Origin of the sequence: Rhizobium chutanense, assembly GCF_002531935.1 — a bacterium.
GTDB classification, from domain to species: Bacteria; Pseudomonadota; Alphaproteobacteria; order Rhizobiales; family Rhizobiaceae; genus Rhizobium; species Rhizobium chutanense.
On sequence record NZ_NWSV01000018.1, the window covers coordinates 18,706 to 31,427 of the forward strand.

12 protein-coding genes are annotated in these 12,722 nt (G+C 60.8%); 1 reads left to right on the top strand and 11 read right to left on the bottom strand.

What is annotated here, in order from left to right; translation table 11 throughout:
• The first annotated feature begins 63 nt into the window (after positions 1-63).
• Positions 64-1,353, top strand: a complete 1,290-nt coding sequence (gltA, locus tag CO666_RS22560) for a citrate synthase (RefSeq protein ID WP_085737159.1) — start codon at positions 64-66, stop codon at positions 1,351-1,353.
• 28 nt (positions 1,354-1,381) lie between these two features.
• Here the strand turns inward: gltA and lpxB are convergent, their stop codons facing one another.
• The 11 genes from lpxB to pyrH form a co-directional block, all read right to left on the bottom strand.
• A complete protein-coding gene (gene lpxB / locus CO666_RS22565; RefSeq protein ID WP_097614414.1) occupies positions 1,382-2,551 on the bottom strand; it encodes a lipid-A-disaccharide synthase in 1,170 nt (389 codons plus the stop codon).
• On the bottom strand, positions 2,548-3,429 hold the full coding sequence (locus CO666_RS22570) for an LpxI family protein (protein WP_097614415.1): 882 nt from the start codon (positions 3,427-3,429) through the stop codon (positions 2,548-2,550). The genes lpxB and CO666_RS22570 overlap by 4 nt, the downstream gene beginning before the upstream one ends.
• Before the next feature lie 3 nt (positions 3,430-3,432).
• A complete protein-coding gene (gene lpxA / locus CO666_RS22575; protein ID WP_097614416.1) occupies positions 3,433-4,251 on the bottom strand; it encodes an acyl-ACP--UDP-N-acetylglucosamine O-acyltransferase in 819 nt (272 codons plus the stop codon).
• On the bottom strand, positions 4,248-4,715 hold the full coding sequence (fabZ, locus tag CO666_RS22580) for a 3-hydroxyacyl-ACP dehydratase FabZ (protein ID WP_085737155.1): 468 nt from the start codon (positions 4,713-4,715) through the stop codon (positions 4,248-4,250). The genes lpxA and fabZ overlap by 4 nt, the downstream gene beginning before the upstream one ends.
• A complete protein-coding gene (lpxD, locus tag CO666_RS22585; RefSeq protein ID WP_097614417.1) occupies positions 4,708-5,775 on the bottom strand; it encodes a UDP-3-O-(3-hydroxymyristoyl)glucosamine N-acyltransferase in 1,068 nt (355 codons plus the stop codon). Before lpxD ends, fabZ begins: the two co-directional genes overlap by 8 nt.
• Positions 5,776-5,825: 50 nt before the next feature.
• Positions 5,826-8,165, bottom strand: a complete 2,340-nt coding sequence (gene bamA, locus CO666_RS22590) for an outer membrane protein assembly factor BamA (protein ID WP_097614418.1) — start codon at positions 8,163-8,165, stop codon at positions 5,826-5,828.
• A gap of 196 nt (positions 8,166-8,361) precedes the next feature.
• Positions 8,362-9,495: an RIP metalloprotease RseP gene (gene rseP / locus CO666_RS22595; RefSeq protein ID WP_097614419.1), complete on the bottom strand. Its 1,134-nt coding sequence runs from the start codon at positions 9,493-9,495 to the stop codon at positions 8,362-8,364.
• A 28-nt stretch (positions 9,496-9,523) separates the two neighbouring features.
• Entirely contained in the window at positions 9,524-10,354 is an 831-nt protein-coding gene (locus CO666_RS22600) for a phosphatidate cytidylyltransferase (RefSeq protein WP_097614420.1), read from the bottom strand.
• Positions 10,354-11,097 (bottom strand): isoprenyl transferase, encoded by a 744-nt coding sequence (locus tag CO666_RS22605; protein WP_097614421.1) that lies wholly within the window; start codon positions 11,095-11,097, stop codon positions 10,354-10,356. Before CO666_RS22605 ends, CO666_RS22600 begins: the two co-directional genes overlap by 1 nt.
• Positions 11,098-11,134: 37 nt before the next feature.
• Entirely contained in the window at positions 11,135-11,695 is a 561-nt protein-coding gene (frr, locus tag CO666_RS22610) for a ribosome recycling factor (RefSeq protein ID WP_010066125.1), read from the bottom strand.
• A gap of 268 nt (positions 11,696-11,963) precedes the next feature.
• Positions 11,964-12,686: a UMP kinase gene (gene pyrH, locus CO666_RS22615; protein ID WP_097614422.1), complete on the bottom strand. Its 723-nt coding sequence runs from the start codon at positions 12,684-12,686 to the stop codon at positions 11,964-11,966.
• Between the last annotated feature and the right edge of the window lie 36 nt (positions 12,687-12,722).

The following is a 12,722-nucleotide window of genomic DNA, read 5'->3' on the forward strand; positions in this document are numbered from 1 at the left end:
TCGCTGAGGACGCTTAACCCCTATGGCGCTTTTATGGCGCCACCGCCAGTTCGGAGGATCAGCATGACGGATCAAAGCGCAACAATAAAAATCGGTGACAAATCAGTCGACCTCGCCGTCAAAAGCGGCACGATCGGCCCGAGCGTCATCGATATCGGTGCCCTCTACAAGAACACGGCTTCCTTCACCTACGATCCGGGTTTTACGTCGACCGCATCCTGTGAATCGAAAATCACCTACATCGACGGCGACGAAGGTGTGTTGCTGCACCGCGGCTATCCGATCGAGCAGCTGGCCGAGCACGGCGACTTCCTCGAGGTCTGCTACCTGCTTCTCTACGGCGAACTGCCGACCACCGCGCAGAAGAAGGATTTCGACTATCGCGTCACGCACCACACCATGGTGCACGAGCAGATGAGCCGCTTCTTCACCGGCTTCCGCCGCGACGCACATCCGATGGCCGTCATGTGCGGCTGCGTCGGCGCACTGTCGGCCTTCTATCATGACTCCACCGACATCACCGATCCGCACCAGCGCATGGTCGCCAGCCTGCGCATGATCGCCAAGATGCCGACGCTTGCCGCCATGGCCTACAAGTACCATATCGGCCAGCCCTTCGTTTACCCGAAGAACGACCTCGACTACGCCTCGAACTTCCTGCGCATGTGCTTTGCCGTGCCCTGCGAGGAATATGTGGTCAATCCGGTGCTTGCCCGCGCCATGGACCGCATCTTCATCCTGCATGCCGACCACGAGCAGAACGCTTCGACCTCGACGGTCCGCCTTGCCGGTTCGTCGGGCGCCAATCCGTTCGCCTGCATCGCGGCCGGCATCGCCTGCCTCTGGGGCCCCGCCCATGGCGGCGCCAACGAAGCGGCTCTCAACATGCTGACGGAAATCGGCACCGTTGACCGCATTCCGGAATATGTCGCCCGCGCCAAGGACAAGAACGACCCGTTCCGCCTGATGGGCTTCGGTCACCGCGTCTACAAGAACTACGATCCGCGCGCCAAGATCATGCAGAAGACGACGCATGAAGTGCTCGGCGAGCTCGGCATCAAGGACGATCCGCTGCTCGAAGTGGCGATGGAGCTGGAGCGCATCGCGCTCACCGACGAATATTTCATCGAGAAGAAGCTCTATCCGAACATCGACTTCTATTCCGGCATCACGCTGAAGGCGCTAGGCTTCCCCACGACCATGTTCACCGTGCTGTTCGCGCTTGCCCGCACCGTCGGCTGGATCGCCCAGTGGAACGAGATGATCGAAGATCCGGAACAGCGCATCGGCCGTCCGCGCCAGCTCTATGTCGGCGAACCGAAGCGCGATTACGTGCCGGTTTCGAAGCGCTGATCGCTTCGAGCTCCAAAAGAAAACCCGGTCAGGAATGGCCGGGTTTTTTGTTGGCTAAAACAGTAAGCACGATCTGCGCCGAATGTTCTCCAGGCGGTATTTCCGTCTGCATTCGCTGCCAGATAAGTTCGTAGCCTTCCTTCATTGCCTTGAGCTGGTAGGTGTCGGCCGATAGCCTTTCCATCCAGCGCGCCAGGCTTGCGCCACGAACGACATCGTTCAGATATTCCGGCACGACCGCATAATCGGCAACCAGGTTCGGCAGCGCCCCGGTCCAGGTCTTGATGCTCGACGTCAGCATGCGCATGATCCAGTCGACCTTGTAGGCGGAGACGACGGGAACGTCGGCAAGCGCAAGCTCAAGAATAACGGTTCCGGAGGCTGCCATGGCTGCGTCGGCCTCAGTGAAGGCTTTCCATTTGGCTTCCGCGCCAACAACGATCTCCGGCTGTACCGCCCATTTCGCCGTCATTTCGCGAACAAGCGCTTGCCGGTGCGGCACGGTTGGCAGAATGAAGCGCATCGAGCCGTTGCGGGCGACGAGCTCCTTCGTTGCGGACTCGAAGTAAGGCAGGAGTTTCTTGATCTCCGAGGCGCGCGATCCGGGAAGAAGCAGGATCGTACCGTTGCCGGGTTGCCTGCCGGCGCGCAGGCTGCGGGTTTCCAAGAGCGCAGGGTCGGCCGTCAGGCGATGCCCGACATAGGTCGTCGGCGGCCCGGCGAGCGCGCGCATCGTTGCCGGCTCGAAGGGCAGGATGGCGAGCACGTGATCGACATAGGCAAGCATGCGCGTGGCGCGATATTCCTTCCAGGCCCATACACTCGGACAGACATAATTGACGACAGGCAGATCGGGCAACGCGGTGCGAACTCGCTTTGCGACGCGATGGGTGAAATCCGGGCTGTCGATGATCAGCAGAATGTCGGGCCTTGCGGCGATAATGGCGGCGGTCGTCTGGCGGATCAGCGTATAGAGTCTTGGCAGCCGGCTCAGCACCTGGGTGATGCCCATGATCGAAAGCTCGGAAAAATCGAACAGGGATGTCAAGCCTTCGGCCTGCAGCCCCTCACCGCCGACGCCGACGAGTTCCACCGGTCCGCCGTGAATTCGCTTCAGGGCGGCGATGAGATCGGCGCCGAGCAGATCGCCCGAGACCTCGCCGGCAATGACGGCGACCTTCAGCCGCGTCCCGTTCATTCGAGCCCCCATGTCGGCAACCCACGATCGATGCCGCAGACAAAAAGTCCGGCCTCATCGGCGGCCTTGATGACGGCGGCGCGATCAAGCACCAGCGAGCGGCCGGCCTCGACGGCAATACCGCCGAGACCGGCTCTTTTTGCGTTCAGGATCGTCGAGACGCCGATCGCCGGCAGGTCGGCGCGAATATCCTGTTGCGGCTTGCAGAGCTTGACGAGCGCGCCGCGGCGGCGCGGCGAGATGCGCCCGGCGGCTCTGAGACCTGCAACACGTTCCAGCATCTCGTCCGTGCCCTCCAGCCCCTCCAGGGCAACCACGCGCCCGCCGATGCTGACGGCGCCCTGCCCGATATCGAGCCGACCAAGCGTTTCGGCGGCTTCGGCAGCGCGGGCGATATCGCGGCGATCTTCCTCGCCGGGCGCGACCGCGCCAAGGGGGCCGATGGAGGCAAGCAGATCGGGAGCGATTTCATGGGCGCCGACGACGCGACGACCGTTTCCCTCGATCAACCGGATCACCATCTGCAGAACCGTGTCGTCGCCGCCGGAGAGCAGCGTGCGGATGGCGGCCGGCACTTTCATCAGGATACGCAGCGTCGGGCGCACCTCGCGCCACTCCGGCCGGCGGCGCACGCTGCCGGACATCACGACGCGGCTGACGCCGTAGCGGTTGAAGAGGCCGTCGAGGGCGGCGAAATCACCGATGCCGACGACGGCATGGTCATAACCTTCCCAGCGCCGGTCGCTCTCGTCCTTCAGCGCGACGATGACGGGATTTTCACCCGCCGCGCGCGCGGCTTCGGCGACATAGGAAGGCAGAAGACCACCGCCGGCGATGATCGCCAGCCGGCCCGCAGCGGTGTCGCCTGACAAATCCACGGACTAGCCCTTCTGCCCCCGGGTCGGCGAGGACAAGGCGCGGTCGCTGTCGGCAGCAATGAAATCGAGGATTTGGACCACCTGCTCGCAATCGGCATATTCGTCGCGGATGGCGGCCGCGTTTTCGCGGACGGAGGCCGTGCCTTCGAAGATCGATTTATAGGCGCGACGCACCCTGTGGATGACGGCGCGGTCGACGCCGGCGCGCGTCATGCCGACGACATTGAGGCCGCTCAGCAGCCCGGGATTGCCGTTCAGCATGCCGTAGGGAATGACGTCGTAACTCACCGCCGAAAGCCCGCCGACGAAGGCCTGCCGGCCGACGCGGGTGAACTGGTGAACGGCCGAGCCGCCGCCCAGGATGACACGATCCTCGATGACGACGTGGCCGGCAAGCATGACGTTGTTCGACATGATCACGTGATTTCCGACACGGCAATCATGCGCGACATGGGAATTGGCAAGGAAGAGGTTGTTGTCGCCGACGATCGTCTGGCCACCGAAATCGGCCGTGCCGGTGTTCATCGTGACACCTTCGCGGATCGTGCAGTTGGCACCGACCGTCAGCGTCGTCTCCTCGCCGCCGTGATGCACGCTCTGGGGATCGCCGCCGACGACGGCCATCGGAAAGATACGCGTGCCCTTGCCGATCACGGTGCGGCCGGTGACGACCGCATGCGCCAGGAGCTCGACATCCGCATGAAGCACGACATGCGGGCCGACATAGCAGAAGGGACCGATTTTGACGCCCTCACCGATAACAGCGCCGTCTTCGACGACGGCCATCGGATGAATATGGGCGCTTTCGGCGATATTGCTCATGCCTGATCCTTACGAACGATCATCGCGCCGATATCGGCCTCGGCGACAAGCGCGCCGTCAACCTTGGCGTCGCAATGGAATTTCCAGATATTGCCGCGCTGCTTGTGCTTCTTGACATGGAATTCGACGCGATCGCCGGGCACGACGGGCTTGCGAAAACGCGCATTTTCGATGGTCATGAAATAGACGAGGTTGCCGGGCTGGCCCTCCTTCTTGGCACAGATCGCACCGGCGGTCTGCGCCATGCCCTCGATCAACAGAACGCCGGGCATGATCGGCGCTTCCGGAAAATGGCCGGTGAAATGCGGTTCGTTCACCGTGACGTTCTTGATGCCGATCGCGCTGTTGTCGCCGTCGATCTCGATAATCTTGTCGACCATGAGAAACGGATACCGGTGCGGCAGCAGCTTCATGATCTCAATGATGTCAGCCGAAGAAAGCGTTGTCGTGGCTTCCTCAGTCATTTTGCTTGCCTCCAGGGTTCTTTCCGCGCAGCTTGCTTTTCGACACCTGCAGTGCGGCCTCTCTCAGATAGTCTTTTAGCGGCCGTGCCGGGACACCGCCATATTGTCCACCGGCGGGAAGATCGGTCATGATACCGCTTTTGGCGGCGATCTGCACGCCGTCACCGATCGTCACGTGACCCTTGATCCCGGCCTGGCCGCCGATCTGCACGCCGTTGCCGATCTTCGTGCTGCCGGCGATGCCGACCTGCGAAACGATGGCGCAATGGCGGCCGATCTGGACGTTGTGGCCGATCTGGACCTGGTTGTCGATCTTGGTGCCTTCGCCGATGACCGTATCGTCCATGGCGCCGCGGTCGACCGTGGTATTGGCGCCGATCTCGACCTTGTCCTGGATGATTACCCGGCCAATCTGGACGATCTTGATCATGCCGCGCGGACCCGGTGCATAACCGAAACCATCCTGGCCGATGCGCACACCGTTGTGGATGATGACGCCATTGCCGATCAGCGCGCAGAGAATGCTCGCACCGGCCGCGATCGAACAATCCCGACCGATCTTGACGCCTGGACCGATAATGCTGTGTGCGCCGATCCGCGTCCCTTCGCCGATCTCGGCATGCGGGCCGATAACGGCCAGCGGCTCGACGATCACGCCCTTTTCGAGTTTCGCGCTCGGGTCGATCACAGCGCTGGGTGCGATTTCGCTTTCACCCGACGGAAAAACGACCGGGCGCAAGGCCGCGGGATAAAGCAGACCGCCCGCCATGGCGAAGGCCGCATGCGGATTGGAGGACAGGATGACGGGGATGTGCTCGGGCACGAGATCAGCGAGAGCCTTGTCGCAGATCACCGCCGAGGCTTCGCATGTCATCAGTTCATCGCGGTTGCGGCGCGACAGGATATAACAGAGATCGCCTGCCCGCGCCCGGTTGACGGGGGCAACGGACCTGACGACAACATCTGAATGATCGGAATTGGCGAGTTCCGCCCCAAGAAACTCTGCAAGCTCAGCGAGCTTCAGACCTTCATGGGGCAGAAAAAAAACGTTTTGCTCCATCGGCAATGCTCCAGAACGGAATTGAGTCTTACAGTTCCGGACTGCCGATATCAGAATTGGTTGTTGATGCCAAACTTGAAGTTCTGCGTCTTGTCGAAGTCTTCCTTGAGAACCGGGATCGCGTAATCCAGGCGCAACGAACCGAAGGGAGACTGCCAGACGACACCGACACCGACGGAAGCGCGCAGAGAGGCGTCTTCGCCTTCGATGCCGTCGCCCCTCAGGTCGACGTCATTGCCGAACAACGTGCCGGCGTCGGCGAAGACGGCGCCGCGCAGGTTGAAGTCACGCGGGAAGCCTGGCATCGGGAAGGTCGCTTCGGCCGATGCCGTGAAATAAGTCGTGCCACCCAGCGGATCGTCGTTGGTGCCGGAAACGCGTGGGCCGATACCCTTGTTTTCGAAGCCGCGAATATCGCCGTTGGTCAGGGTGAACTGGTCGAAGACATTCAGATGCTCTCCGAAGCCGACGACATAACCCGCCGAAGCCGAAACCGAGCCGATGATATCGGCATCGTCGGCGAGCAGGTGGTAGTAACGGGCCTTGCCGTAGATCTTATAGAACTGCGAGTCGCCGCCGAGACCGGCAATTTCCTGCGTCGCCGTCGCGTAGATACCTTCGCGCGGCAGGACCGTATCGTCGAGCGTGTTATAGGTCAGCGTCTGCGAGATCGAAGAACGCGTCCAAGGGCTGTCCTCGACGAGGTGCTGATACGGTGCCGACAGATCGGAAAGATCGCTGCTATCAGCGTCGTACTTCATCTGCTTGTAGTTATAACGGAAGGTCGTCGCCAGATCCTCGGTGATCGGCGCAGTGACGCGCAGGACGACGCTGGTTTCCTCGTAGTCGTAGTGGTCATTGCTCGACGTCTCGCTGTGGTTGACGTCGAAGCCTGCTGCCAGACGATAACCAAGGAAATAGGGCTCGGTGAAGCTGACGCCGTAGGCGCGCGAACCTTCCTGACCGCCGCCGGCCGAGATGCGGATGTACTGACCGCGGCCGAGGAAGTTCTTTTCTTCGATCGACGCTTCGAGCAGCAGACCGTCGCCGCCGGCAGCATAACCCGCGCCGACACCGAACGAACCCGTGGACTGATCCTGCACGTCGACGACCACCACGACGCGATCCGGCGAGCTGCCGGGCTGGGTGGAGATGTTGACGGACGAGAAGTAACCGAGCGCTTCCAGGCGACGCTTGGCCTTGGTGATCATCTGCTGATTGAAGGCGTCGCCTTCGCTCATGTCGAACTCGCGGCGGATCACGTAGTCGCGCGTGCGGCTGTTGCCGCGGATCTCGATGCGCTCGACATAGGCGCGCTCGCCCTGGTCGACCAGGTATTCGACACCGATCGTGTTGTTGTTGAGGTCGCGGTTACCGCGCGGCGTGACGCGCGCAAAGGGATAACCGGCAGAAGCAACCTGATCGGAGATCGCCTCGATCGACTTCTGCACTTCCTTGGCGCTGTAGAGGTGACCCTCCTTCGTGCGCACGAGCGGCTGCAGCTGTTCCGAGCCGACGCCTTCGACCGTGGACTGAACAGTCACCGGTCCGAAGTCGTAACGCTGGCCTTCCTCGATGTTGAAGGTGAGCGTGTATTTGTTGGTCGCTTCGTCGAAGGAGGCATCGGAAGAGACGATGCGCATGTCGGCGTAGCCGCGATTGTAATAGAACTGTCGCAGCGCTTCCTCGTCGGCATGCAGCTTGTCGTCGTTGTAGACGTCCTTGCGGGTCAGGAACGACAGAAAGTTTGAACGCTTGGTCTGGATGACGGCAGCCAGGCGGCCGGCGCTGTAGGCATTGTTGCCGACGAAGTTGATCGAATCGATCTTGGTGCGATCACCCTCGTTGATGACGAAGGCAAGGTTGACGCGGCCTTCGCCGAGCGGAACCACCTGCGTCGTCACTTCGACCTCGCTGCGGCCGGTGGCAGCATAAGCTTCCTTGATCGACTGAATGTCGGCCTGGATCTGGGTGTCGCTGTAGGGGCCGGCAGCGTGGGTCTGGACGATCGTCGCGAGCTTGTCGTCCTTGATCTTGCGGTTGCCGTTGAAGACGACCTGGTTGACCAGCTGGGCTTCCTGGACATTGACGACGAGCGTGCTGCCGGAGACCGAGATCTTGACGTCGGAAAAATAACCCGTCCCATAGAGCTGCTTGACCGAGGCATCGATATCGCTGTTCGAAAAACTCTTTCCGGGAGCGATGGTGAGGTTCGAGCGGACAGCTTCCGCGCCGATGCGGCTTGCGCCGCGCACGTCAATGCGCTGGATGACCGCGGCTTGAGCGGCGGTAGCGGAAACGAACGTCAAAGCACCTGCGCCCGAAGCAACAACACTAGCAGACAGCGCAACCGCCGATACTGCGTTCAAAAACTTTGAACCAGCCTTCATTTCACCTATTACCTTTGTTTCCCTCGTCCCATCCACGGGAGAACCCGATTCCGGTCACGTGTGTCGTTTTACCCGCTTTTGACATACAAGCAAGCGAGGCCGTTAATTTCTGTTTACTTCATTTGCAAGCGTGACCCATTCGCCACTACAGCCTTGAAACATCGTAAATAAATAGTAATTCGCTCGCCTTGCTCGTTTACCCTATCCATGAGCCAATGTCGTTCCAGGTCGTGAAGACCATCAATGTCAGTATCATCGCCAGGCCGATGCGAAATGCAATTTCCTGGGCTGCGGAACCCAGGGGTTTGCCCCTCACCGCCTCCACCGCATAGAACATCAGATGGCCGCCATCAAGTACCGGAACCGGCATCAGGTTAAGCAATCCTATCGAAACCGACAGCATGGCGGCAAGCTGCAACACCGCGCCTATACCAAGCGTGGCCATCTGGCCCGAGGCTTGCGCTACGCGGATCGGCCCGCCCAGTTGATCTGCCCGCATCGTTCCGGCGAAGATATTGCCGATATATTTGAAGGTGCCGGTGACGATATCCCGGGTCTGGATGACGCCTTCCCGCAGCGCCTGGAGCGGCGTGTAGGTCTGCAGGCGGAAATTGCCGGCCTGCTGGTTGGTGATGATGCCGATCTGGCCCATCTCGATCTTGTTGCCGAACTGGTCCGTCTGGTCCACGCGCTTCGGCACCATCGGCAGGTCGAGTTTCTGGCCGGCGCGCTCGATCGTCACGACGATATTCTGGCTCGGGCGGATGCTGACATAGCGGCGCACGTCGTCGAAGGTCTCGATCTTGTTGCCGTCGATGGCGACCAGGAGATCGCCTGGAAGGACGCCGGCGGCGGCAGCCGCACCCTCCGGCGTGACCTCGGCGACGACAGGATCGGCGATCGTGCGGCCATAGACGGAGAAAAGGATGGTGAAGATGGCGATCGCCAGCAGAAAATTGGCGATCGGGCCGGCCGCAACGGTTGCAGCGCGTTTCCACAGTTTGGCGCCGGCAAAGGAGCGCGCCCTGTCCTCCTCGGACATGGCGGCGATCCCCTCGTTGTCGGGCTTGCTGGACGCATCCTCGTCGCCGAAGAAACGGACATAGCCGCCAAGCGGGACTACCGAAATCTTCCAGCGCGTTCCATGGCGGTCTGTGAAGCCGAATAGCTCCGGGCCGAAGCCGACGGAAAAAGCAAGGATGCGGATACCGCTCCAGCGCCCGACGAGGTAATGACCCATCTCATGCACGAAGACGAGCAGCGAGAGCACGAGGATGAAGGTGACGATATTCCCCATCAGGAATGCGTATATACCAGCCATCACGTCCATGAGTTCCTTCCGTCGGGCTGCCGCGTCATCAGAGACCGAACAATGCCGCACCGAGCGACGTTATTTCGGCTCCCTTTATCAAGGAAAAAGCTCCAGCAAGCAATAACGCCGAAAAACAGGCAAAAATCAGTCCGTCGACACGGTCCATGACGCCACCATGGCCTGGAATGAGCCGGCTTGAATCCTTGACGCCGAATTTTCGCTTGATGAAGGATTCGAACAGATCTCCGGACTGGCTGCAAACCGAGAGAACCAGCGCTGCACCGGCGGCAATGATTTCGGCGCCCGGAATGAGAAAGTGGATAAGAACGACGCCGGCTGCGACCGCCGAAACGGCGCCGCCGATGGCGCCCGACCATGTCTTTCCCGGCGAGATCGAAGGGGCGAGCTTCGGTCCGCCAAGCGCCCTGCCGACGAAATAAGCGAGGATGTCGGTTGCCCAAACGACGGCAAAGATGAAGAGCATGGCGTAAAGGCCGGGCTGATCATCGCTTCTGATGGCGGCGAGCGCCAGGCCGGTGGCGCCGGCATAAAACAGCCCCACCGGCAACCAGCGGCTGGTGCCGTGCAGGATGATCAGCGCTATGCCGACGGCCGTGACGCCGACCAGCATACCGGCGGCAAATTCGAAATGGCCGACCAGCACGAGGGAGGCGATTGCCGCCTGGCCGATCCAGCCAACGGTATTGGAGACCCAATCACGCACGATACCCGTTATCTTGGACCATTCATAATAGATCAGTAGGCCGATCACGGCCGCCAGGATGCGGAAGGCAAACCCGCCATACCAGGTGGCGGCAAGAACGACGGCCGCCAGAATAAGTCCTGAAACGATGCGGAGCTTCAATTCCCTCTGCATCAGGTGCCGACCGCGGCTGCCTGCGACGACAGGCCGCCGAAGCGCCGGTCGCGGGAGGCGAATTTCTCGAGCGCCTGGCGGAAGATCTCGGGGCTGAAATCCGGCCAGTATTCCGGAAGGAAGATGAATTCCGAATAAGCGGCCTGCCAGAGGAGGAAATTGGACAGCCGCTCCTCGCCGCTGGTGCGGATGATGAGATCGGGATCAGGGATGCCTGCGGTGTCGAGACGAGCATTGATCAGCGATGACGTGATGTCCTGCGCCCTCAGGCGGCCAGCCTCGACGTCCTTCGCCAGGCTCACCACAGCGCGGGAAATCTCGTCGCGCGAACCGTAGTTGAAGGCGATGACGAGCGTCAGCGCCGTATTGTCCTTGGTTGTTTCCTCCGCCTCGAGCAACAGGCCGAGAATGTCGCTGCGCAGGCTGTGGCGGTCGCCGATCACCTTGATGCGCACATTCTGGCGATGAAGCTCGGCAAGGTCACGCCGGATGAAAGCCTTGAGCAGACCCAGCAGATCGGAGACTTCGGCCTCCGGCCGACGCCAGTTCTCCGAGGAGAAGGCAAAGAGGGTCAGATATTTTATACCGGCCACGCCGGCGGCGCGCACTGTCTCGCGAACCGCCTCGACACCCTTGCGATGGCCCATCGTGCGCGGCAGGCCGCGCTGCTTGGCCCAACGGCCATTGCCGTCCATGATGATGGCAACATGCTCTGGCACAGTTACAAATACAGATTCCGACATTTCCCGTCCGGTCTTTCCAGGCAAAGGCACAGATCCACTAGACCTGCATGATTTCCTTTTCCTTCTCGGCAAGCAAGCGGTCGATTTCGGAAATCGTCTCGTCGGTCATCTTCTGTACACGTTCCGACTGCGCCCTGCCCTCGTCCTGGCCGATTACGCCATCCTTTTCGGCTTTCTTGAGGCCGTCCATGCCATCGCGGCGAACATGGCGAATCGCGACCTTGCTCTTTTCGGCATAATCATGAGCCACCTTGACAAGCGACTTGCGGCGCTCCTCGTTCAGCTCCGGCAGCGGAATACGCAGGTTCTGCCCGTCGACGATCGGGTTGAGGCCGAGATTGGATTCACGGATGCCGCGGTCGACGGCGCCGACCATCGACTTGTCCCAGACGGAGACCGACAGCATGCGCGGCTCGGGCACAGTGATGTTGGCGACCTGGTTCAGGGGCATACGCGAACCATAGGCCTCGATCGTGACCGGATCGAGAATGTTGGCCGAAGCACGGCCAGTGCGCAGCGAGGCGATGTCGCTTTTGAATGCGGAAACCGCGCCGTCCATGCGGCGCTTCAGTTCCTTGATATCGATACCTTCACTCATGTCGATGCTCCCGTATAAAGCGCGTCGCGATCTTTCAGATTCGCTTGCCGCGCTTTAAGTCCTGGTTTCACGCATGTCGTTTTCGCAAAACCGCTGCACACTTTTGCGCGACATGCTCTAGAGCACGATGCCGAAAAGTGTCAGCGGCTTTCGGACGACATCATGCTCTAACTATTTAATGTAGAACATGATTCAGATTTTAGGCCAAGCGGGCCTAAAATCATCATGTTCTAGCGAGGACTGCGCCGGAAAGGCGGCGCAGCTTATATCAGTTGTCGGAGACGATGGTCTTGAGGCCACCGCCCGTCAAGATTTCGGTAAAACCGCCCTTCTCGTGAATCGAGAAGACGATGATCGGAATGGAATTCTCTCTGGCGAGCGCGACGGCGGCAACGTCCATCACCGCAAGCCCCCTGTCCAGCACTTCCTGGTGCGTCAGGCGGTCGAAGCGGGTCGCATCGGGATATTTCTTCGGGTCGGCACTGTAGATACCGTCCACCTGCGTGCCCTTGAAGATCGCTTGCGCGCCCATTTCGGCAGCGCGCAGTGCGGCGGCCGAATCGGTGGTGAAGAAGGGGTTGCCGGTGCCGCCGGCAAAGATCACCACGCGTCCCATCGACAGATGGTAAAGGGTTGCGCGCTGCGAAAAGCTCTCGCAGATCTCCGGCATGGAGATGGCCGAAAGCACCACCGTATCGATGTTCAGCTTGCGCAGCGAAGTCGCCAGCGCCAGCGCATTGATGATGGTGCCGAGCATGCCCATATGGTCGCCGGTGACCCGGTCTCCGCCCTTGGACGCCACCGCGACACCGCGGAAAATATTGCCGCCGCCGACGACGACGCCGACTTCCACACCCATGTGCCTTGCCTCGGCGATATCGGATGCAATGCGGTCCGCCACCGCGACATCGATGCCGAAGCCCTGGCTACCCATGAGGGCTTCGCCGGAGGCCTTGAGTAGAACGCGTTTATAGACAGGCTCTAAAGACATCTTGGCTCCTCGTAAATTGCCGTGAATGCCCGATAC

Bases quoted from the DNA above. Each gene is read 5' to 3' on its own strand.
- gltA (WP_085737159.1), top strand. From the start codon at position 64: ATGACGGATCAAAGCGCAACAATAAAAATCGGTGACAAATCAGTCGAC.
- lpxB (WP_097614414.1), bottom strand. From the start codon at position 2,551: ATGAACGGGACGCGGCTGAAGGTCGCCGTCATTGCCGGCGAGGTCTCG.
- lpxA (WP_097614416.1), bottom strand. From the start codon at position 4,251: ATGAGCAATATCGCCGAAAGCGCCCATATTCATCCGATGGCCGTCGTC.
- fabZ (WP_085737155.1), bottom strand. From the start codon at position 4,715: ATGACTGAGGAAGCCACGACAACGCTTTCTTCGGCTGACATCATTGAG.
- lpxD (WP_097614417.1), bottom strand. From the start codon at position 5,775: ATGGAGCAAAACGTTTTTTTTCTGCCCCATGAAGGTCTGAAGCTCGCT.
- bamA (WP_097614418.1), bottom strand. From the start codon at position 8,165: ATGAAGGCTGGTTCAAAGTTTTTGAACGCAGTATCGGCGGTTGCGCTG.
- rseP (WP_097614419.1), bottom strand. From the start codon at position 9,495: ATGGACGTGATGGCTGGTATATACGCATTCCTGATGGGGAATATCGTC.
- CO666_RS22600 (WP_097614420.1), bottom strand. From the start codon at position 10,354: ATGCAGAGGGAATTGAAGCTCCGCATCGTTTCAGGACTTATTCTGGCG.
- CO666_RS22605 (WP_097614421.1), bottom strand. From the start codon at position 11,097: ATGTCGGAATCTGTATTTGTAACTGTGCCAGAGCATGTTGCCATCATC.
- frr (WP_010066125.1), bottom strand. From the start codon at position 11,695: ATGAGTGAAGGTATCGATATCAAGGAACTGAAGCGCCGCATGGACGGC.
- pyrH (WP_097614422.1), bottom strand. From the start codon at position 12,686: ATGTCTTTAGAGCCTGTCTATAAACGCGTTCTACTCAAGGCCTCCGGC.